We start from the raw sequence: 20,379 nt of genomic DNA, 5'->3' as shown, positions 1-20,379 counted from the left end.
CCCACCACTATATCTTGATGCCAAGCCGGGTGAAACCGGAAAGACACATTCAATGTGGCTGATCTACATCAACTTGCGGCGACGGGTCACGCGGATGTCGAGATCGGTGATCTTCTTGCGCAGGGTGTTGCGGTTGATGCCCAGAAGGTCGGCGCATTTCGCCTGGTTCCCGGCGGTGGCATCCAGTGCGATCTCGATCAACGGAAGCTCGACTTCGCGCAGGATGCGCTGGTAGACGCCCGCGGGCGGCAGTTGCCCGCCATGCAGATCGAAGTAGCGCTTCAGATGCCGCGCGACCGAGGCGGAAAGCTTGTCGCCCGCCCCCACGCCCGCCATCGGTTCGGGACTGGGCTGCTGGCCAAGCACCTGTTCAACCTCGGTCCGGGCGATTTCGGTCTCGGATGCGGTAACAAGAAGGCGGCGGATGGTGTTTTCCAGCTGACGGACGTTGCCGGGCCACGAATAGGCACGCACAAGGTCGCTGGCCCCCTGCGAGAGGCGGCGCACGGTGCCGAGGTCGCGCTCGCCCTTGGTCAGGAAATGTTCGGCCAGAAGCGGGATGTCCTCGACCCGTTCGCGCAGACTGGGGACATGCAGGGTGACGCCGCCAAGGCGGTAATACAGGTCCTGGCGGAACAGGCCCGCTTCCATGCGACCGGCCAGATCGGTCTGGCTGGTGGCCATGACACGGGGGGCCTTGTCACCCAGCATGTCCAGCATGCGGACGACGCGGGCCTGGGTGTCGGCATCGTAGTCGGCGACCTCGTCGAACACGATCGACCCGCCGCGGGCTTTGGACAAAAGCGTCGCCGGTCCGTCGATGCCCGCAAGGTCGGCGGCTTGTGCGACGACGAAAGGCAGTGTCCGGCGGTCGGAGAAGTCGTGGATGGCGCGGGCGATGAGCGATTTCCCCGTACCCGATTCGCCGGTGACAAGGACGGCAAGTTCGGTGTTCATCACCCGGGCGACAAGGCGGTAAAGCGCCTGCATCGCAGGGGTTCGGCCGACAAGAGGCAGGTCATCCCCGGCCTCGCGCGCAGGCACCACGACCTTGGGCGCGCGGCGCTTCTGGTCCAGCGCCTTGGCAGAGCGCTTCATCAGGTCGGGCAGGTCGAAGGGTTTCGGCAGGTAGTCGAAGGCTTCGGCCTCGGCGGCCTGGATCGCGGTCATGATGGTGTTCTGGGCCGAGATCACGATCACCGGAAGGCCGGGGCGCATCTTGGAAATCCGGGGCAGCGCGTCCAGCCCGTTGCCGTCAGGCATGATCACGTCGCTGATCACCAGGTCGCCCTTCCCTTCCTCGACCCAGCGCATCAGCGTCATGAGGCTGGAGGTCGCGTGGACCTTGCAGCCAGCGCGCGTCAGCGCCTGGGTCAGGACCGTGCGGATCGTGCGGTCGTCGTCGGCGACGAGAATGGTGCCATCCATTTCAGCGGGACTCCTTCTTCTTCTCGCGCGGCGCCATTGGCAGCGAGACGCGGAATACGGTGCGGCCAGGGGTGGAATCGACGGTGATCCAGCCCTCGTGGTCGGTGATGATCTTGGAAACAAGCGCCAGGCCCAGGCCTGTGCCGTTCTCGCGGCCCGAGACGAAGGGCTCGAATATGCTTGCGGCGATTTCGGGCTTGATGCCGGGGCCGTCGTCGATGATTTCGATGTTTAGCGGCAAAGCGGCGGAGGGGCCGTCCTTGCGGCGCAGGCGCAGCGACAGGTCGTAGAAGGTGTGCAGCCGGATCGTGCCGCCATTGCGGCAGGCCTCGGCGGCGTTCTTGATCAGGTTCAGGAAGACCTGCATCAGCTGGTCGCTGTCGGCGAAAGTGGGCGGGAGCGAGGGGTCGTAATCCTCGGTGATGGTCATGTGGGCGGCAAAACCCACCAGCGCCGATTTCCGGGCGCGGTCCAGCGCGTCGTGCAGGTTCACCGGCTTGCGGTCCGGGGGCCGCAGGTTGCCGAATTGCTCCACCTGTTCCAGAAGCTTCACGATGCGGCGGGTTTCCTCGACGATCAGGTCGGTCATCTCCTGGTCTTCGGGGGCAAGGTTCATCGACAGAAGCTGCGCCGCCCCCGATATGCCAGCGAGCGGGTTCTTGATCTCGTGCGCCAGCATCTCGGCCATGCCGATGGCAGACCGCGCGGCGGTCTTGGCACCCATCGAACGACCCAGACGGTCGGCCAGTTCGCGCGGCGACAGGATCAGCATCACGATGCCGGGGTTGTCGTGCATGGGCGCGAGGTGGATCGTGCACTGGACCGGGGGGCGTTCGCCGGTCGTCACGTCGACATCGTTGATGTTCAGCGGCGACTGGTTGGCGCGGACGCGGATCAGGGCCTCTTCCATCGGGGCCTCGATCGACAGACGATCAAAGACGGGCTGGCCGATCAGGCTTTTCTGCGAGGTGTTGAGGAAAGTCTCGGCGGCAGGGTTCGCCTCCAGGATCATCGCGCCCTGGTCGATCAGCAGCGTCGGCAGCGGCAGCGAGGCCCAGATGACGCCAGGCACCGGGTAAGGCGCGCGGTAGGGCGTCATGCGGCTAGCTCCAGTTCGGCGAACGCCTGTTCCAGAAGGACGATGACTTCGGCGGGGTCGGTCGAGGTCAGGATCGCCTCGCGCGCATGGGGAAGGCCCGCCTCATCCAGATACCAGCCCAGGTGCTTGCGGGCCATGCGCAGACCAAGCTCGCGGCCGTAGAAGGTGAGCATGTCCTCATAATGGTCCAGGATCATCCGACCGCGCGCGGCGCCTTCGGGGACCTTCGGGGCGGGCGTGCCGTAAAGGTCGTGGGCCACCTGCGCCAGTTTCCAGGGGGCACCTTGCGCCCCGCGACCGATCATCACGCCATCCGCGCCGGACAGACGCAGGGCTTCGCGGGCGGTGGCGGTGTCGGTAATGTCGCCATTGGCGATGACGGGGATGCGGACGGCCTCCTTGACCGCGCGGATCGCGGCCCAGTTGGCTTGGCCCTTGTAGAACTGGCAGCGGGTGCGGCCGTGGATGGTGATCATCTGCACCCCCGCGCCTTCCGCGCGCTTCGCAAGTTCGGCCGCGTTGTGCAGGGTATCGTCCCAGCCAAGCCGGGTTTTCAGGGTCACCGGAACCTTCACCGCCTTCACCACGGCGTCGATCAGCGTGAGCGCCAGGTCGAGGTCGCGCAGGAGGGCCGAGCCGCAGAGGCCCGTGGTCACCCGTTTCGAGGGGCAGCCCATGTTGATGTCGATGACCTTGGCACCCTGCCCTTCGACGAGCTTGGCCCCTTCGGCCATCCAGTAAGGCTCACGCCCTGCAAGCTGGACGCTGGTCGCCTGCTCCCCCAGGCCAAGCTCGGCGCGGGCGCGGGCCTCGGGTTGGGCGCGGACGATTTCGGCGCTGGCGACCATCTCGCTGACCACTAGCCCCGCCCCGAAGCGCGCGACAAGGCGGCGGAACGGCAGGTCGGTGATCCCGGCCAGCGGGGCCAGGAAAACCGGGGGGGTCAATGACAGTGGGCCAAGAGGCAGGGGCAAAGCCTTATCCTTGTGCAGTTGCTTATGGTGCTAGCGCCGGAGGGTGACGGGACCAAGGCGCCAAGCGGCCATTATGACTGAAAAACATGCGATGCACAAATTTTGTGCATTGGCGGGTGCAAAGCGCCAGATTGTCATGCAGGTCCGGCTGGATTAGGCAGGAGACAAAGGAAGGTGCCATGCAGACAGCCGTCATCATCGTCGCCGCCGGTCGAGGCAGCCGCATGGGCGGCGAGGTGCCGAAGCAGTGGCAGATCCTGGCGGGCAGGCCCGCGCTGTCGCACACGCTGGCGGCCTTTGCGGGGATGCGGGTTGTGCTGGTGATCCATCCCGACGACCGGCCGCGCGCCGAGGACCTGGGCGTCCAGTTGGTAGAGGGCGGGGCGACGCGGGGTGCCTCGGTCCTGGCGGGACTTCGGGCACTTGAGGGGTCGGGCGTCGAGGCCGTGCTGATCCATGACGGGGCGCGGCCATTGGTTTCGCGCGCGCTGATCGGACGTCTGCTGGACGCGCTGGCGACGCATGACGGCGCGGCCCCCGCGTTGCCGGTCACGGATGCCCTGTGGCGTGGGGATGGGGGCCGCGTCTCGGGCACGGTGGACCGAACGGGCCTTTGGCGCGCACAGACGCCGCAGGCCTTCCGCCTTGCGCCGATTCTTGCGGCACATCGCAGCCATCCGGGGGGCGCGCTGGACGATGTTCAGGTCGCCCGGGATGCTGGGCTTGACGTGGCCATCGTCGAGGGCGAGGAAACCAATCTGAAGCTGACCTACCCCGGCGATTTCGCCCGGGCCGAGGCGATCCTGAAGGGGCGTGACATGGATGTGCGGCCAGAGATTCGGCTGGGCAATGGCTACGACGTGCATGCTTTCTGCGACGGCGACCATGTCTGGCTGTGCGGCGTCAGCCTGCCGCACGGCAAAGGCCTGCTGGGCCATTCCGACGCGGACGTCGGGATGCACGCGCTGACCGATGCGATCTATGGCGCGCTGGCCGAAGGGGACATCGGACGGCACTTCCCGCCGAGCGACCCGCAGTGGAAGGGGGCCGCGAGCCACATCTTCCTGGCCCATGCCATCGGGCTGGCCCGGTCGCGCGGCTACGAGCTTGGGAACTGTGACGTCACGTTGGTCTGCGAAAGGCCGAAGATCGGTCCGCATGCCCTTGCGATGCAAGCGGAATTGGCCCGGATCATGGGGGTGGATGCGGGGCGCGTCTCGGTCAAGGCCACCACGTCCGAAAGGCTGGGCTTCACGGGGCGCGAAGAGGGCATCGCCGCGCTGGCGACGGCCGTGCTGGTGCAGGCATGAGCCGCATGGTCGCCACCTTCCTTGGCGCTGGTTTCCTGAAACCGGCACCGGGGACCTGGGCGTCGGCGGTCACGGTGGCTCTGGCGGTCGCGGCCTATCAGGCCGGCTGGGCGCTGGCGGTGCCGGTCGGGTTCGTGGTGGCGACGATGCTGGGGTTCTGGGCCGTGCCGCAATACCTTCGCGCAACCGGCGGCGAGGACCCCTCGGAGGTGGTGATCGACGAGGTCGCGGGGCAGCTGCTTGCCCTGTCCTTCACGGTGATTCCCCTGTGGCGGCACGATGTCCCGGACCTTTTGTTCGGCGCCTGGCCGGGCTGGGTCGCGCCGTTCCTCTTGTTCCGGCTATTCGACATCTGGAAACCCTGGCTGGTGGGCCGGGCCGACCGGATGGAGGGGGCGAAGGGCGTGATGCTGGATGACCTTTGGGCTGGGCTTTTCGCCGGGGTCGCGTCGGTCGCGCTGGCGGGGGTGTATCACGGGCTGGTGCAGCCGTGGCTGGGGTAAGTGTTCCCGATCTCCTGGCGCGGGCGCGCTACTGGGGATTTCGGATCGCCACGGCGGAAAGCTGCACCGGGGGCCTGGTTGCGGCCGGGCTGACCGATGTGGCTGGCTCGTCCGACGTGTTCGAGCGCGGCTTCGTCACCTATTCCAACGCGGCCAAGGTCGAGATGCTGGGGGTGTCGGCGGCGACGCTTGCCGCTTATGGCGCCGTGTCCGAGGCGGTCGCGCGCGAGATGGCCGATGGGGCCGTGGCCCATTCGGGGGCGGACCTCGCGGTGTCGATCACCGGCATCGCGGGGCCTGGCGGGTCCGAGTTCAAGCCCGAAGGCCGGGTCTGCTTCGGTCTGGCGCAAAGGGGGCGGGAAACCCGGGTCGAGACAGTGGAATTCGGGGCACTTGGTCGGGTGAAGGTGCGCAAGGCCGCGACCGAGCACGCGCTGACACTGCTGGCAGCGGCGCTGGAGTAGGGCCAAATCCTTTAAGTAAAGGATTTGTCAAATTCCTTGCTTAAGGAATTTTGGTCTTCATGGATTGGCCGCAAAGAAGCGCAGTATCTCGGTCGTCGCGTCGATCTCTTCTGTCTTGCCCTCGGTAAGCCGGGCCTTGCGCCCGCCCGGCCAGTGGTGCGCTCCGCCCTCGACCGTCATCAGCCGCAGGACCACACGGCCGCGCGTCCGGTAGTCGGTGACGGTGACCGAAGTGCCATCATCGCGGGTATCGATGGCGCGGCTGGTCTGGACCAGCCCGCCGCCCCAGGGTGCCAGAAAGGCCTGCACCACGGAAGGAACCGAGGCGAACTTGGTCCGCGTCAGGCTGGTATCGCCCAGACCGCCCGCGAAAGGAACCATCGTGTCGGCGGTGCCGTGAATGATCAGTGCGGGCACTTGGCCCTGAACCCGGTTGCGGCGGGTGTCCATCGTGCCGGCCACGCCCGCAACAGCGCGCACGAGATCGGGATGTTTCGCCGCAAAGGTCTCGGCCAGGATCGAGCCGTTGGACATGCCGGTCAGATAGACCCCCTGCCCGTCCACGCCGAACCGCTGGGCGGCATCGGCGATCACATGTTTCAGAAAGCCGATGTCATCGACGTCCCGACGCGCGGCCCAGCCGCAGCAGTAGCCACCGTTCCAGGTCAGTAGCCGATCCTCGCGCCGACCCGTCCCCGCGGGGAAGGCCACGGCGAAGCCTGCCCGCGTCGCGGCACGGGCCAGACCCGAAGCGCGGGCGAACTGGCCGGGGTCCCCGCCCCCGCCATGCAACGCAAGGATCAGCGGCGCGCCCCTTGGATCGGCGGGCAGATCGATCCTGTACCAGCGGTCGCCAAGCCGGACGGTCTCGGCGGCAAGCGGCTGGGACAGGAAGATGGCAATCAGCAGGGCAATGACTCGCATGGAATTCCTCCGGTCAGGTCATGCGGGTGTCACGCCGCCACGAGGAATTTCCGTCGCGTCAAATCGGCCCCGGCCCATACAATTCCGCCGCACGGCGTTCGAAGGCGCGGACCACGCGCAGCATGGCGTCGTTGAACACGACGCCGATGATCCCTTGCAGGATCGCGTTCTTGAATTCGAAATCGACATGAAAGTCGACCTCGCAGCCACCTGAAATGTCGCGGAAGGCCCAGTTCGACCGCATGTGGCGGAAGGGGCCATCGAGGTATTCGGTGTCGATCCTCATCGCCTCGGGCCAGAGGGTGACCCGGCTGCCGAAGCGTTCACGGAAGACCTTGAAGCTGATCACGAGGTCCGCCTCCATCACCTCGCCTCCGCCCGCGATGGGAGTGCATGAGCGGATGCGGGCTGCCGAGTTCCAGGGCAGGAACTTCGGGTATGATGCGACATCGGCCACCAGATCGTACATCTGCTGGGCGGTATAGGGCAGGCGTTTGGTTTCGGAATGGGTGGGCATCGGCGTCTCTTTCGGCCAGAGATGTGGCCCGAGGCGCGGCCAAGATCAAGCGGGCGTCGTGTCACGGCCTAGGCAACTGTGGCTTTGGCGGCTAGGAAGGGACGAACAACCCGGATGACACGATGCCCGACCGCCCCTACGTGATCGACCAGATGATCAGCGCCAAATCCATCGCGGCCCGGGTCGAGGCCTTGGCGCGCGAGATCACCCAGCACTTCCACGGCACCGACAAGCTGGTCGTCGTGGGCCTTTTGCGCGGGTCCTTCGTCTTCATCGCGGACTTGGTGCGTGAGATCGAGCTGCCAGTCGAGGTCGATTTCCTGGAGGCCTCCAGCTATGGCGACGCGATGCACTCCAGCCGCGAAGTGCGCATCCTGAAGGACTTGCGGGGCGAGATCGCCGGCCGGGATGTCCTGCTGGTCGAGGATATCGTCGACACCGGCTTTACGCTGCACCATGTCATCCACCTTTTGCAGGCGCGCGAGCCGAAGCGGCTTAGGGTCTGCGCGCTTCTCGACAAGCCCTCGCGCCGGGAAGTGCCAGTCAAGGCCGACTGGACCGGGTTCGAGATCCCCGACGAGTTCGTGGTGGGTTACGGCATCGACTTCGCGCAACGCAACCGCAACCTGCCCTACATCGGCAAGGTGCGGTTCACCGAGGAAGCATGAACGCCCTGACCTGGCTGCTGCGCGCCAAACGCTGGGCGCAGAACCCGCCCTCCGAGGGTCGGGTGAAACTGGTGTTCGGGGTGGTCGCGCTGTGCCTGGTTCTGGTCGGGATCGAGTATTTCATCGGTTGGCCCGACTGGATGACGGTGGACAGCCTACGCCCGAAACCGTGATTGGACGCGCGCGGCGGGTCGGTTAGGGTCGCCGCGCAGGTGTATCGGAGGACACAAGATGCGGATCATTCGCTGGCTGGTCGTCCTTGGTCTGGTCGGCGCGGGGGGGCTTTACGTGTTGGCCCGGCCAAATCCGCTGGCCGCCGCCGCCGTGTCGGACCTGACCGGCGATGCCGCGCGGGGCGAGTCGATTTTCTGGGCCACCGGCTGCGCCTCGTGCCACGCCGCCGACAAGGCCGAAGGCGAGGCCGAGCTGGTCCTGTCGGGCGGGCAGCGGTTTACGTCGGACTTCGGCACCTTCATCGCGCCGAACATCAGCCAGGACATACAGCACGGGATCGGCGACTGGACGCTGCTGGACCTGGCCAATGCCATCACCCGAGGGGTCAGCCCGGAAGGCGAGCATTACTATCCTGCCCTGCCCTATGCGTCTTATGCCAAAATGAAGATGCAGGATGTGGCGGACCTTTACGCCTTCATGAAGACGCTGCCGGCCGATGCGACCCCCAGCCAGCCGCACGAACTGGGGTTCCCCTTTTCGCGGCGAGAGACGATCGGGGCCTGGAAGCTGATGTTCCTGACGGACGACTGGGCGCTGCCGGGGAACCTGACACCCACTGCCGCGCGCGGCCGTTACATCGCCGAAGCGATGGCGCATTGCGGCGAATGTCACACGCCCCGCAACATGCTGGGCGGCATGGATACCGCGCGTTGGCTGGGGGGCGCGCCGAACCCGTCTGGCGAGGGGCGTATTCCGAACATCACGCCGGGAAAGCTGGGCTGGAGCGCGCCCGACATCGTTCAGTACCTGACGACAGGCTTCACGCCGGACTATGACAGCGTTGGCGGCCACATGGCGCATGTGGTCGAGAACATGGCGTGGCTGCCCGAAAGCGACCGGCAAGCGGTGGCAGAGTATCTGCTGGCCGTGCCCAACGCGGATTGACCGAAATCCGTTATGGCGGAACCGCTACCGGTGGACAAAGCCACAAGATATTGATCACGAGGACTTTCCCTTCGCAGGGTTTTGCGGCATACTGGCAAAAAAATAACCCGAGCAGAACGGAAAAAAACCAATGAGCAGGCTTCTTCTTCCCGCGCTTGTCGCGGCTTTCGCGCTTCCCGCCACCGCCCAGGACACGGGCCTGTCCTTCGGCGGCGAGATCAAGCTGGAATATCTGGACGGCGGCTCGGACGAGGTGCTGGCGCTGGACGGCGACATCGGCATGAGCTGGCGGTCTGGCGGTCTTCTGGGCTTTGATGCCGCGCTGGATACGACCCGACTAGACGACGGGTCGGACTTCACGAATATCTGGGCTGCACTTGTGCTGTCGACCGGCGCTGGCGAGTTTGCTGTGGGTGCCCCGCGCCCGCTGTCGGAGACCGAGCGCGTGATGCCGCGCTTTTCGTCCTCGCGCCTGCTTGACCTCGAGTCGAGTTTCCTGCGCGGTTCGATCGCCAGCCTGGCCAGTTCCTTCGATCGTGGCATGACACCGGGCATCACCTGGAAGCAGGACGCGGGCAGTCTAAGCTTCGGGGCCGGGTATCACCACATGAACGACCGGAACGCCGACGTCGCCGAAGGCTTCATGCATTATGCGGCGGGCGCAACGACGTTCTTCATCACCGGCGAGTTCGCAACAGCCCCCGGCCCTGATCTTTCCCTGATGCAGATCGGCGCGTTCCACGATGCCGACCGCTTCGACATCGGAGCCGCGCTGGCGCAATACGATGCTGCGGACACCCGCCATACGGTGCGGCTTTATGGCAGCGTTGACGTCATGACGGCGCTGACCCTGCGCGGCGACATGCTGATGGTGCAGGACGCCAGCGACATCTACTCGATCTCGGCAACCTACAGCCTGGACAACGGTCTGTTCGTCGAAGGCGGCGGCACCAAGGTTACGGGCTCGGACGAGCTTTTCGACATAGGCGTCGGCTACAAGTTCTGAAGTCCAAGGCCTGAGCTCTCATGAAAGGGCCGCCGACGTGCGGCCCTTTTTGTGTTCAGGATCAGCCGCGTCCGGCCTGCCGGGCGTCCCGCATCCGGGCAAAATCGTCACCCGCGTGATAGCTTGACCGGGTCAGCGGCGTGGCCGAAACCATCAGGAAACCCTTGCCCCAGGCCGCCGTCTCATAGGCCTTGAATTCGTCAGGCGTGACAAAACAGTCGACACGGTGATGCTTCGGGGTCGGTTGCAGATACTGGCCAATGGTCAGGAAATCGACGTCCGCCGACCGCATGTCGTCCATCACCTGAAGGACTGCCTGCCGGGTTTCGCCAAGGCCGACCATGATGCCGGACTTGGTGAACATCATCGGGTCCAGCTCTTTCACCCGCTGCAAAAGGCGCAAGCTGTGGAAGTAGCGCGCGCCGGGGCGGACCTCGTGGTAAAGGCCGGGCACGGTTTCAAGGTTGTGGTTGAAGACATCGGGCCGCGCCTCGACCACCTTCTCCAGCGCCGACGGCGGACACTTCAGGAAGTCGGGGGTCAGGACCTCGATCGTGGTGGCAGGAGACCGATGCCGGATCGCGCGGATGGTCTGGGCGAAGTGTTCGGCCCCGCCGTCGTCGAGGTCATCGCGGTCGACTGAGGTTACGACGACATGGGCCAGCCCGAGTTCCGCGACGGCGTGCGCAACGCGGCCCGGTTCGAAGGCGTCAAGGGTCTGCGGCTTGCCCGTCGCCACGTTGCAGAAGGTGCAGCCGCGGGTGCAGATCTCGCCCATGATCATCATGGTGGCGTGACCCTGGCTCCAACATTCGCCGACGTTGGGGCAGCCCGCTTCCTCACACACTGTCACCAGCTTCTTTTCACGCAGGATGTCGCGGGTCTTCTTGTAGCCCTCGGAGGTGGGGGCCTTGACCCTGATCCACGCGGGCTTCTTTGGCTGGGCATTGTCCGGGCGATGCGCCTTTTCGGGGTGACGCTCTTCGGGAAGCTTGAGGTCGCGCACGGAAATTCCCCCTGACGGCTTGGTCTTCTTCCAGATAAGCCGGTTTTGCGTCCAAGGCAACGCAGCGAGGTCTGCTTGGGCCGCCGCAGGCCCTTGTGCGAAATGCAGGACACGCGCGCCTCTGGTCTTGTCGCGGCGCGCTTCCGGGGGCGGGGAAGCCCCGGAGATGGGGGCAGCGCGGGGCGCGACCGCCGGCCCCGGTTGCATTGCGCGGTTGATGCGGATCAAGGCATCCCCCTTCCCGACCGGGCATCTGCAGACTAAGACAGGAGCCCATGATGACCGTGCCCGAGCTTTCCCTTGCGATCCTGCTTCTGCTTCTGACTCCGGGGCCGACGAATTCGCTGGTGCTGGTAGCTGCGGCCGAGCGCGGCTGGGCGGGGGCGATGCGGCTGGTTCCGGCGGAGCTTGCGGGGTATTTCCTTTCGGTCCTGCCGCTAAGCCTGGTGGGCGCGGCCCTGCTGGTCGATCACGCGTGGCTGCAACGGTCGGTGACTTTGGCGGCGGCGCTGTGGGTGGCGGTCCTTGCGGCGAAGCTGTGGCAGCCGCTTGCGGCGGTTGCGGGCGTGAAGTCGGTCGGGGCGCGGACCCTGTTTGTTACCACAGCACTGAACCCCAAGGCGCTGATCTTCGGGCTGGTCCTCTTGCCCTCGTCTGACCGGCTGGGGCTGAACCTTGTGCTCTTCGCCGCGCTGGTGGTGCTGGTCGCCGCGATCTGGGCCGCAGGCGGCGCAGTGCTGCGCCGCCGCGGGGTTGGCCAGCCGCGCGCGCTTTTCGTGCTGCGGCGGCTGGCCTCGGTCTGGCTGGCGGCGATCTCGGTCATGCTGATCGCGCGGGGCATTGGCGCCTGAGCACTAGCCGATCAGCGGGCCGGACTTGCCATAGGTTTCCTCGTAGTGCCGCCGCAGCCGCATGAGTGCGATGCGCAGGACGATCTTGCCCGACCGGGCCGCCCAGCCCATGCGCTTTTCGGCGACCTCCAGCCCTTCCAGGAAGCAGCAGCAGCGCAGCGCCACGTCGCCAAGACCCGGCCCCAGGTCGCGCAGTGCAGCCGCGACGCGGGACCGCGCCGAGGACGGGCCTTCCGCCAACCCGCTGTCCGCCTGAAACGCCCCCCGGTCGCCGCCGGTCAGGAAGCGGTCCCAATTCTGCGCCACGCGCGGCCCCATCTGGGCCAGCTCGAAATCCTCGCGCAGGCGTTCGGCGGCGGCGACCAGTTCGGGTTCCAGGAACGGCTTGCCGTCGCGGTCGCGGCGGCGACCCAGCAGAGCCACCGGGCTTTCCGCCAGGTTATAGCGCACCCGGCGCGGGCCGCCGTCGTCCATCACCTCGCGCTCGTCCCAGCTGCGGTGCTGGTCGCCGAAGGGCGTCGCCGCCTCGGCAAGGCCCTGACGGCGGCGGTCTTCCTCGTCCACCATCCGCTTCAGCGCGGCGCGGCCGGCCGAGGTGATCTCGTAGGTCGAGACGCGGCCCGGCTTGCGGCAGGTGACCCAGTCCTTCAGCGCGAAGGCGTGGGCGACGGACCGTTCCAGCACCGCCGTCCGCAGGCTTTTGCCGTCGGGCAAGTCGCGGATCACCACCGCCTTGTCCAGGTCAGGGGCGATGGCCATGACAGCATTGGGTTCTGCCAGGCGGCGCAGGACGCGCATTCCCTCGCGAACCAGGGCCTGCTCGTCGCAGATCGCGGGCTGTTCGCCCGGGGCAGGTAGATGCGTATGGACCGACATGGGCGGGTCATCCTTTCGGGCTGGATCATCGGAACGACGCAAGGCAGTGCGGGACAGGGCTGAAAGCGCCTCGTCCATCAGCGGGTCTTCACGACGGTTCTCGAACCGCCGCACCTGCCGCAGGATGGTCGAGGCATGGAGCCCTTCGCGCCGTGCCAGCTCCCTTAGCGATGTGCCGTCTTCGGTATGGTCGAGGTAATGACGCACAGCTGCAGGAAGCCAGTCTGGCAGGCTGGCAACGATCAATTCGGGCAATTCAGTCGTCCTGTCCTTGTCCACCCTGGGCTGCAATACGTCCAGCTTTGGACATCTGCAACCTTGGGTCGAATTGGTTACCTGTAGGTTAAGCTTTCGCTCAGCCCTTACAATTCGACTGAAATCTTAAACTCTTCGGTAACCAGCGCGCGCTGCAACCTTGGGTTGCGCAACGCCAGGTTGTGTCAGCTAAGGATGCTCCCATCCAGTAACGGAGGATCCCATGACCGACTGCCGCACCCTGCTTGCCACCCTGCGCCGTCCCAGGCTTTTGATGCGGGCGGCCCGCTTCGGACTGGGCGAATACCGGCGCGAACGCGACCTGCGGCGCTATGTGGCAAGCGCCGCCTCGCCCGAGGACACGGTCACGTCGCTGATTTCGGTCGAGGCAAAGCTGGAAGCGACCCGCGTGGCGGGGGAAGCAAGCTATTCCGTGGCGCGGCACATCGAGGTGCTGATCGCGCTTCTGGCCGAGGCGCAGCTGTTGCGCCGGGGCGGAATGGCCTGAAATCAAAGAAAAGGGGCGGCTCTCCCGCCCCTTCCCTGTTCAGATGAAGGCGTCCGGCATCGCGGCCTTGCGGGTTGCGACGAAAGCCTCCAGCGCCTCGCGGGTGCCAGGGTCCATGTCGGGGGCCACGTAGTCGGCCAGCTGCTTCTTGACCTTTTCATTGGCAAGGCTTTGCGTGTCGCGCGCGCCTTCCTCGGCCCAGGTCTCGAAGGGCTTGTAGTCAAAGAGGTCCGAGCGCCAGAAGGCCGACTTGAAGTTGGCCTGAGTGTGGCTGCAACCAAGGTAGTGGCCGCCGGGCCCAACCTCGCGGATCGCGTCCATCGCCTGTCCGTTGGTGTCGACCTGGATGCCCTGTGCCAGGTGGTGCAAGGTGCCAAGCTGGTCGGCGTCCATGACGAACTTCTCATAGGAACTGACAAGGCCCCCTTCCAGCCAGCCGCAGGCGTGAAGCATGAAGTTCACGCCCGCAAGCAGCGCCATGTTCAGCGAGTTCGCCGTCTCATAAGCCGCCTGCGCGTCCGGCAGCTTGGACCCGCAGAAGGACCCGCCGGAACGGTAGGGCAGCCCCAGACGCCGCACCAGTTGGCCCGCGCCATAGGTGATGTGCGCCGCTTCCGGCGTTCCGAAGGTCGGCGCGCCGGAGTTCATGTCGATCGAGGTCACGAAGGCCCCGGCGATGACGGGCGAGCCGGGACGGATCAGCTGGCTGTAGGACACCCCGGCCAGGATTTCCGCCAGAACCTGGGTCAGCGTCCCAGCCACCGTCACCGGGGCCATCGCGCCGCCGACGATGAAGGGCGAGACGATGCTTGCCTGGTTGTTCGCGGCATAAACCTCCAGCGCGCCCATCATGATCCCGTCGAAGACCATCGGCGAGTTGATGTTGATGAGCGAGGTCATCACCGTGTTCTGGTCGACGAAAGCGTCCCCGAACAGGATCTTCGCCATGTCCACGGAATCCTGCGCGCGGCTGGGTTCGGTGACCGAGCCCATGAAGGGCTTGTCCGACAGCGTCATGTGGGCAAGCAGCATGTCGAGGTGGCGCTTGTTCACCGGCACGTCGGTCGGCTCGCAAACCGTGCCGCCCGAATGGTGCAGCCACTTGGACATGTAGCCCAGTTTCACGAAGTTCTGGAAATCCTCCAGCGTGGCATAGCGGCGCCCACCTTCCATGTCGCGCACGAAGGGCGGGCCGTAAACCGGCGCCAGCACCAGGTTCCGCCCACCGATGTCGACATTGCGCTCGGGGTTGCGGGCGTGCTGGGTGAAGGTCTTGGGCGCGGTCGAGATCAGCTTGCGGGCAAGGCCCCGGGGAATATGCACCCGCTCGCCCTGCACGTCGGCCCCGGCATTGCGCCAGCGGGCCAAAGCGGCGGGGTTTTCGACGAAGTTGACGCCGATCTCTTCCAGCACCGTCTCGGCGTTGTGCTCGATGATCTGAAGGGCTTCCTCGTTCAGGATCTCGAAGTTCGGGATGTTGCGCTGGATGAAGCGCGCGGTCTCGAAGCTGACCGCGGTCCGCTCTGCCCGACGGCTGGCGCCCCCACCACTGCGCGACCTGCGCCCTGCAACTTCGTTCATGTCAGCCTCCGGGAGATGTTTGCGCCCTTATGCCGCCAAACCTTGCGGCATCGCCCCCCGAAACCGCCGCATGTCTGCCAAAACCGACATGGCACCCAGTCGCAAACGACATCGCCCATCTTGCGCTTCGCCCCGTCCCAGCCTAATCGGGCGCATGACCCAGACGCATGATCGCCTTCTCATCATCGACTTCGGTTCCCAGGTGACGCAGCTGATCGCGCGCCGCCTGCGTGAGCTGAACGTGTATTGCGAAATCCACCCCTACAACCGCGTGGACGATGCCTTCCTGAAGGCCTTCGCCCCGAAGGCGGTGATCTTCTCGGGGGGGCCTGCCAGCGTCTACTGGGAAAATGCCCCGATGCCCCCGGCGGGCGTGTTCGAGATGGGCGTGCCGATCCTGGGGATCTGCTACGGACAGCAGGTTATGATGCATTGTCTGGGCGGGCACGTCGAAGGCGGGCATGGCACGGCCGAGTTCGGCAAGGCCTTCGTCACCCCGACCGACCTGACGCATCCCTTCCTGGCGGGCTGGTTCCCGCCCGAGGCCGGTCCGCTGGCGCAGGAACAGGTCTGGATGTCGCACGGCGACCACGTCTCGAAGATCGCGCCGGGCTTCCAGGTCTACGGCACATCGCCCAACGCGCCCTTTGCGATCACCGCCGACGCCGCCCGTCACTTCTACGCCGTCCAGTTCCACCCCGAGGTGCACCACACCCCGAAGGGCGCGCAGTTGTACGAGAACTTCGTCAAGCTGGCGGGCTTCAAGGGCGACTGGACGATGGGGGCCTACCGCGCCGAGATGATCGAAAAGATCCGCGCTCAGGTCGGCGACAAGAAGGTCATCTGTGCGCTGTCCGGCGGGGTCGACAGTTCGGTCACCGGAATCCTGCTGCACGAGGCTATCGGCGACCAGCTGACCTGCGTTTTCGTAGACCACGGCCTTCTGCGCCTGGGCGAAGCCGAGCAGGTCGTGCAGATGTTCCGCGAGAACTACAACCTCAACCTGATCCACGCCGATGAACGAGACCTTTTCCTCGGCGCGCTGGAGGGGGTCTCGGACCCAGAGGTCAAGCGCAAGACAATTGGCAAGCTGTTCATCGACGTCTTCCAGAAATACGCGGCCCAGATCGAGGGCGCCGAGTTTCTGGCGCAAGGGACCCTTTACCCCGACGTGATCGAAAGCGTCTCCTTCTCGGGTGGTCCTTCCGTGACCATCAAGAGCCACCACAACGTCGGCGGCTTGCCGGAAAAGATGGGGTTGAAGCTGGTCGAACCCCTGCGCGAGCTGTTCAAGGACGAGGTCCGCGCCCTGGGCCGCGAATTGGGGCTTCCCGCCAGCTTCATCGGCCGCCACCCCTTCCCCGGCCCAGGCCTTGCGATCCGCTGCCCCGGCGAGATCACGGCCGAGAAACTGGACATCCTGCGTCGCGCCGATGCGGTCTACATCGATCAGATCCGCAAACATGGGCTTTACGACGAGATCTGGCAGGCCTTCGCCGCGATCCTGCCGATGAAGACCGTCGGCGTGATGGGCGACGGGCGGACATACGACTACGCTTTGGCGCTGCGGGCGGTGACCTCGGTCGATGGCATGACCGCCGACTACTATCCCTTCACCCATGATTTCCTTGGAGAAACCGCCACCCGGATCATCAACGAGGTCAAGGGCGTCAACCGCGTGTTCTACGACTGCACCTCGAAGCCGCCGGGAACGATCGAGCTGGAATGATCACCGTCACCGGAACCCTGACCTGCTCTACCCCGGACGAGGCTGCCATCGTCCGCACCTGCCTGCCAGAGCATATCCGTCTAAGCCGGGCCGAACCGGGCTGCCAGAAGTTCAACGTCGATCCAACCGACGATCCGCTTGTCTGGCGGCTGGATGAGGTCTTTGCGGATCGGAAGGCGTTTGACGCCCACCAGACACGCACCCGCAGCAGTCTCTGGTCTCAGGCCACCGCAGATCTGAAGCGCGATTTCCGCGTGGAAGAGTCTCCGGCCCTTCCGCAGACTGGGAAGGAATAGCTGACTAGCGGCGCGCCCTGCGCCCGACCTACCGTTGCGCTCATTCTTACAGGAGCCAACAGATGCGCCTTCCCCTCGTCATTCTCTGCATTGCCCTCGCGGCGTCGTCAGCCTCGGCAAACTGCACGAAGAACTTCACAACCCTCGGACTGCCACTCTTGAGCCAGATCGAGTATCGGACGCAGGAAACCTACAAAGGGCTTGACCAGACGATCGCCGCCAAACGCCTTGCGTCGCGGCTGAAATCCGAGGGCTACTCTCGCGTGAAACGGAACGGCGGAGTCGTGACTGCCTGGCAGGAAACCTCCGGCTCAGGTCGACCGCAAGAGTTGCGCTTCATCGTCTCGGGACGGTCCGGCAAGACGACCATCGAGGCGATCTTCACGGTCCAGCAGGGCCAGATCGCAGGCAATCGCGTTGTCCGGGACGAGCTTTGCCGTCTGATCGCCACTGCGGCGGGCTGACAGTCCGCCTGGGACTTGGGGTGCGGCGGCTGAAGCCCATCAGACGCGGATAAAGTGGTCGCGTCGCGTCAGAACCGCCCGTGCACCGCGATCTCTGCCATTGGCTTGCGCCCGCTGGGTTTTTCCCGTGCACGCAGATCCTCCGGCAGCGCCTCTGCCGACCCCTGTTCGCCCACCGCCACGACACAGTGCAGCGTGTGGCCGTCGGGCAGACCCACCGCTGCCGCCAGCTTGTCCTTGTCGAACCCGCCCATTGCGTGCGCGGCCAGGCCCATCGCCCGCGCCTGCAGCGCCAGGCTCATCCAGGCGGCTCCGGTGTCGAACCCGGCCGTGCGGTTCGCCACCTCTGCCCCCTCGCGGTTGGTCACGGTATCCTTCGACGCAACGGCAAACAGCACTGCGGCCTGTCTGGCCCAGACCTGGTTGCCAGAAGCCAGCGCCGAATGGATCGTGGCAAAGCCATCCTCCCCCCGCCGCGCCCAGACCAGGCGCCAGGGTTGGTGGTTCGAGGCCGAAGGAGCCCAGCGGACTGCTTCCAGAAGCGACATCACCTCGACCTCGGTCACCGTGCGGTCGGTGAAGGACCGAGGCGACCAGCGGGCCGGGAATTGCGGGGCGACCGGGTGGTCGGGCTGGCGACCGGCGGGTTGATCAAGGCTCATGGCGTCATCCTTCTGCTGATCCAGTGAGATAGGTCGCCACCAGGCCCCCGGCAACCGCCCTGCCCGCCCACCCTGTGTTTGTCCGCGCACAGAACCCCGGAGACAGAGGTCAGTGCCCATGCCATGATCCAGCACGGCCAAGGGAGGGTGAAGATGCGGGCAGTGCGGTTGCAGGCGCAAGGTCGAATCGAGGCGGTGGATGTTCCCGTCCCCTCTCTTGGTCCCGGCGAGGTGCTGGTGCGCGTCCTCGCCGCCGGGATCTGCGGAACGGACCGGCATCTCTACAAAGGCGAGTTTCCCTGCGCCCCGCCCGTCACCCTGGGCCATGAGTTTTCGGGCGAGGTCATTGGCACCGGCGAGGGTGTCACCCTGCCCCACGGGACCCGGATCACCTGCGACCCCAACATCGCCTGCGGAGCCTGCGATCAATGCCTGCGTGGCCGAACAAACCTTTGCATCCGCAACGTCGCCATCGGCATCCACCGCGACGGCGGCTTTGCCGAAATGGCGGTGATCCCCGCACACCGTGCCGTCCCGGTCCCCGATCTCGACCCGCTTCACGCGGCATTTGCCGAGCCCTTGGCGTGCACCCTGCACGGTGTCGACCTTGGTGCGCCCGTCCCCGGCGAGCGGGTGATCGTCCTTGGCGGCGGGGTCATCGGCCTTCTTGCGGTGCAACTGGCCCGCAATGCCGGGGCCGAGGTCACTCTTGTCACCCGCCATCCGGCCAAACGCCAGCTGGCGCTGACTGTCGGCGCGACGCGCACCGCCGCGACCGAGGCCGAGGCGCGGGCGCTTCTGCCGCAAGGGGCAGACCTGGTCCTGGAATGTGCCGGGGTGGCCGAGACGGTCGAGATGGCCCCACGCCTGACCCGGTCGGGAGGGCGGGTGGTGATCCTGGGCGTCATGCCGCAAGGTCAGAAGGTCGGGATCGAGCCCTTCGACCTTCTGTTCCGGGAAATCCAGTTGCTGCACAGCTTCATCAACCCCTTCACCCAAACCCGCGCCGCCGCGATGCTGATGGCGGGTCAGGTTCAGGTCGCCCCGCTGATTTCGCGGATCATCCCGCTGGCCGAGGCCGCAGAGGTCATCGCCAACCCCGCCGCGCCAGGCGAGGTCAAGGTTCTGGTTGTCCCCGGCTAGTTTCCCTCTGCCGGGGGCGAGAGGCACCCAGGGTCGAACCGCGCTGACTGGTCTGGACATTCCGGGCCGGCCCGGCAAGGGTTTCGCCCATGACGCACCGCCCCCTTGCCGCCGCGCTCTGGATGATCGGAGCGATTGCCGCCTTCACGGCGATGGCCATCGCGACCCGGCAGATCAACGGCGTCCATGACACGTTCGAGATCCTCGCCTACCGCTCCATGATCGGCTGGGTGCTGGTCGTGGCCCTGGCCGCTGTGTTCCGCAAGCTTTCGGACGTCCGCACCGACCGGCTGCCCAGCCATGTGGTCCGCAATGTCTTCCACTTCACCGGCCAGTCGCTGTGGTTCTGGGCGATCACCATGATCCCGCTGGCCCAGGTCTTCGCGCTGGAGTTCACCTCGCCGATCTGGGTGATCCTGCTGTCCCCGATCTTCCTTGGCGAACGCCTGACCCGCCGCAAGCTGGCCGCTGCCGCCCTGGGCTTTGCCGGCGTCCTGATCGTCGCGCGCCCGGACTTCGGCCGGATCGAGCCCGGGGTCCTTGCCGCCGCCGCCGCTGCCTTCTTCTTTGCCTCGACAACGCTGATGACCAAGCTGCTGACCCGGGGCGAGCCGATCCTGTCGATCCTGTTCTGGCTGACGCTGATGCAGGCGGTCTTCGGCACCGTGGCGATGACCGTCTTCGGCACCGTCACCCTGCCGACGCTGGCCACCCTGCCCTGGCTGGTCCTGATCGGCATCGCCGGAATCACCGCGCATTTCTCCTTGACGACGGCGCTGTCTCTTGCCCCGGCCAGCACTGTCGTCCCCGTAGACTTCGCCCGCCTGCCGATCATCGCCGTCGTCGGCGCCGTCTTCTACAACGAGACGGTGGAGGCGACGCTGTTCCTTGGGGCGGCGCTGATCTTCGCAGGAATCTGGATCACGCTGCGAGGTGGGGCATCCCGGCCACAGGCACCCCACGTCACAAAACCGTGACGTGGCGTCATTGATTGAC

23 protein-coding genes are annotated in these 20,379 nt (G+C 65.9%); 14 read left to right on the top strand and 9 right to left on the bottom strand.

Annotated elements, in window-relative coordinates; genetic code table 11:
- Window positions 1-63: 63 nt before the first annotated feature.
- From Q8M85_RS13815 to dusB, 3 genes are read right to left on the bottom strand one after another with little or no spacing between them, the layout of a single operon-like run.
- Complete coding sequence (locus tag Q8M85_RS13815) at window positions 64-1,428, bottom strand: response regulator (protein ID WP_305545627.1); 1,365 nt, start codon at window positions 1,426-1,428, stop codon at window positions 64-66.
- A gap of 1 nt (window position 1,429) precedes the next feature.
- The gene (locus tag Q8M85_RS13810) at window positions 1,430-2,527 is read right to left on the bottom strand and encodes a nitrogen regulation protein NR(II) (protein WP_305545625.1); all 1,098 of its coding nucleotides are present in this window, start codon (window positions 2,525-2,527) and stop codon (window positions 1,430-1,432) included.
- Window positions 2,524-3,501: a tRNA dihydrouridine synthase DusB gene (gene dusB, locus Q8M85_RS13805; protein ID WP_305545623.1), complete on the bottom strand. Its 978-nt coding sequence runs from the start codon at window positions 3,499-3,501 to the stop codon at window positions 2,524-2,526. Before dusB ends, Q8M85_RS13810 begins: the two co-directional genes overlap by 4 nt.
- Window positions 3,502-3,680: 179 nt before the next feature.
- On the opposite strand from dusB, the gene Q8M85_RS13800 reads away from it, so the two are divergent.
- Genes Q8M85_RS13800 through Q8M85_RS13790 form a run of 3 tightly spaced genes read left to right on the top strand, consistent with a single transcriptional unit; the run spans window position 3,681 to window position 5,778 of the window.
- The gene (locus tag Q8M85_RS13800) at window positions 3,681-4,811 is read left to right on the top strand and encodes a bifunctional 2-C-methyl-D-erythritol 4-phosphate cytidylyltransferase/2-C-methyl-D-erythritol 2,4-cyclodiphosphate synthase (protein ID WP_305545621.1); all 1,131 of its coding nucleotides are present in this window, start codon (window positions 3,681-3,683) and stop codon (window positions 4,809-4,811) included.
- Complete coding sequence (locus Q8M85_RS13795; RefSeq protein ID WP_305545619.1) at window positions 4,808-5,314, top strand: phosphatidylglycerophosphatase A; 507 nt, start codon at window positions 4,808-4,810, stop codon at window positions 5,312-5,314. Before Q8M85_RS13800 ends, Q8M85_RS13795 begins: the two co-directional genes overlap by 4 nt.
- Window positions 5,302-5,778 (top strand): CinA family protein, encoded by a 477-nt coding sequence (locus Q8M85_RS13790; RefSeq protein WP_305545616.1) that lies wholly within the window; start codon window positions 5,302-5,304, stop codon window positions 5,776-5,778. Before Q8M85_RS13795 ends, Q8M85_RS13790 begins: the two co-directional genes overlap by 13 nt.
- A gap of 57 nt (window positions 5,779-5,835) precedes the next feature.
- Here Q8M85_RS13790 and Q8M85_RS13785 read toward each other — a convergent pair whose 3' ends face one another.
- Both Q8M85_RS13785 and Q8M85_RS13780 read right to left on the bottom strand, forming a co-directional pair.
- The gene (locus tag Q8M85_RS13785; RefSeq protein ID WP_305545614.1) at window positions 5,836-6,702 is read right to left on the bottom strand and encodes a PHB depolymerase family esterase; all 867 of its coding nucleotides are present in this window, start codon (window positions 6,700-6,702) and stop codon (window positions 5,836-5,838) included.
- 58 nt (window positions 6,703-6,760) lie between these two features.
- Window positions 6,761-7,219, bottom strand: a complete 459-nt coding sequence (locus Q8M85_RS13780) for a type II toxin-antitoxin system RatA family toxin (RefSeq protein ID WP_305545612.1) — start codon at window positions 7,217-7,219, stop codon at window positions 6,761-6,763.
- 122 nt (window positions 7,220-7,341) lie between these two features.
- Here Q8M85_RS13780 and hpt point away from each other — a divergent pair, with 122 nt between their 5' ends.
- The 4 genes from hpt to Q8M85_RS13760 all read left to right on the top strand — a co-directional run bounded on the left by hpt (window position 7,342) and on the right by Q8M85_RS13760 (window position 10,012).
- Entirely contained in the window at window positions 7,342-7,887 is a 546-nt protein-coding gene (hpt, locus tag Q8M85_RS13775; protein ID WP_305545610.1) for a hypoxanthine phosphoribosyltransferase, read from the top strand.
- Window positions 7,884-8,060 carry a hypothetical protein gene (locus Q8M85_RS13770; protein WP_305545608.1) on the top strand — a complete coding sequence of 59 codons (177 nt, stop codon included), beginning with the start codon at window positions 7,884-7,886 and terminating at the stop codon, window positions 8,058-8,060. The genes hpt and Q8M85_RS13770 overlap by 4 nt, the downstream gene beginning before the upstream one ends.
- A 58-nt stretch (window positions 8,061-8,118) precedes the next feature.
- The gene (locus Q8M85_RS13765; protein WP_305545606.1) at window positions 8,119-9,006 is read left to right on the top strand and encodes a c-type cytochrome; all 888 of its coding nucleotides are present in this window, start codon (window positions 8,119-8,121) and stop codon (window positions 9,004-9,006) included.
- Window positions 9,007-9,136: 130 nt separating this feature from the next.
- Window positions 9,137-10,012: a hypothetical protein gene (locus Q8M85_RS13760; RefSeq protein WP_305545604.1), complete on the top strand. Its 876-nt coding sequence runs from the start codon at window positions 9,137-9,139 to the stop codon at window positions 10,010-10,012.
- A gap of 61 nt (window positions 10,013-10,073) precedes the next feature.
- Here Q8M85_RS13760 and lipA read toward each other — a convergent pair whose 3' ends face one another.
- Entirely contained in the window at window positions 10,074-11,054 is a 981-nt protein-coding gene (gene lipA, locus Q8M85_RS13755; protein WP_371135262.1) for a lipoyl synthase, read from the bottom strand.
- 242 nt (window positions 11,055-11,296) lie between these two features.
- Here lipA and Q8M85_RS13750 point away from each other — a divergent pair, with 242 nt between their 5' ends.
- Window positions 11,297-11,869, top strand: a complete 573-nt coding sequence (locus Q8M85_RS13750) for a hypothetical protein (RefSeq protein WP_305545600.1) — start codon at window positions 11,297-11,299, stop codon at window positions 11,867-11,869.
- 3 nt (window positions 11,870-11,872) lie between these two features.
- Here the strand turns inward: Q8M85_RS13750 and Q8M85_RS13745 are convergent, their stop codons facing one another.
- Entirely contained in the window at window positions 11,873-13,000 is a 1,128-nt protein-coding gene (locus Q8M85_RS13745; protein ID WP_305545598.1) for a DUF6456 domain-containing protein, read from the bottom strand.
- Between the two features lie 223 nt (window positions 13,001-13,223).
- Between Q8M85_RS13745 and Q8M85_RS13740 the strand changes: the two genes are divergently transcribed.
- Window positions 13,224-13,508 (top strand): DUF6477 family protein, encoded by a 285-nt coding sequence (locus Q8M85_RS13740; protein WP_305545596.1) that lies wholly within the window; start codon window positions 13,224-13,226, stop codon window positions 13,506-13,508.
- A 39-nt stretch (window positions 13,509-13,547) separates the two neighbouring features.
- Here Q8M85_RS13740 and Q8M85_RS13735 read toward each other — a convergent pair whose 3' ends face one another.
- On the bottom strand, window positions 13,548-15,089 hold the full coding sequence (locus Q8M85_RS13735) for a trimethylamine methyltransferase family protein (RefSeq protein WP_305545593.1): 1,542 nt from the start codon (window positions 15,087-15,089) through the stop codon (window positions 13,548-13,550).
- 154 nt (window positions 15,090-15,243) lie between these two features.
- On the opposite strand from Q8M85_RS13735, the gene guaA reads away from it, so the two are divergent.
- From guaA to Q8M85_RS13720, 3 genes are all read left to right on the top strand, one after another.
- The gene (gene guaA, locus Q8M85_RS13730) at window positions 15,244-16,818 is read left to right on the top strand and encodes a glutamine-hydrolyzing GMP synthase (protein WP_305545591.1); all 1,575 of its coding nucleotides are present in this window, start codon (window positions 15,244-15,246) and stop codon (window positions 16,816-16,818) included.
- Window positions 16,815-17,114 carry a putative quinol monooxygenase gene (locus Q8M85_RS13725; protein WP_305545589.1) on the top strand — a complete coding sequence of 100 codons (300 nt, stop codon included), beginning with the start codon at window positions 16,815-16,817 and terminating at the stop codon, window positions 17,112-17,114. Before guaA ends, Q8M85_RS13725 begins: the two co-directional genes overlap by 4 nt.
- A gap of 62 nt (window positions 17,115-17,176) precedes the next feature.
- Window positions 17,177-17,578, top strand: a complete 402-nt coding sequence (locus Q8M85_RS13720; RefSeq protein WP_305545587.1) for a hypothetical protein — start codon at window positions 17,177-17,179, stop codon at window positions 17,576-17,578.
- Window positions 17,579-17,646: 68 nt separating this feature from the next.
- Here the strand turns inward: Q8M85_RS13720 and Q8M85_RS13715 are convergent, their stop codons facing one another.
- Window positions 17,647-18,240 carry a nitroreductase family protein gene (locus tag Q8M85_RS13715; protein WP_305545585.1) on the bottom strand — a complete coding sequence of 198 codons (594 nt, stop codon included), beginning with the start codon at window positions 18,238-18,240 and terminating at the stop codon, window positions 17,647-17,649.
- 153 nt (window positions 18,241-18,393) lie between these two features.
- On the opposite strand from Q8M85_RS13715, the gene Q8M85_RS13710 reads away from it, so the two are divergent.
- Together Q8M85_RS13710 and Q8M85_RS13705 are read left to right on the top strand one after the other, a co-directional pair.
- The gene (locus Q8M85_RS13710; RefSeq protein WP_305545583.1) at window positions 18,394-19,383 is read left to right on the top strand and encodes a zinc-dependent alcohol dehydrogenase family protein; all 990 of its coding nucleotides are present in this window, start codon (window positions 18,394-18,396) and stop codon (window positions 19,381-19,383) included.
- 89 nt (window positions 19,384-19,472) lie between these two features.
- Entirely contained in the window at window positions 19,473-20,360 is an 888-nt protein-coding gene (locus tag Q8M85_RS13705; protein ID WP_305545581.1) for a DMT family transporter, read from the top strand.
- Window positions 20,361-20,379 lie beyond the last annotated feature (19 nt).

Origin of the sequence: Tabrizicola sp. (assembly GCF_030694085.1) — a bacterium.
Taxonomy (GTDB): Bacteria; Pseudomonadota; Alphaproteobacteria; order Rhodobacterales; family Rhodobacteraceae; genus Tabrizicola.
The sequence above is the reverse complement of the archived record's forward strand: the minus strand, read 5'-3'. Positions and strand labels throughout refer to the sequence as shown.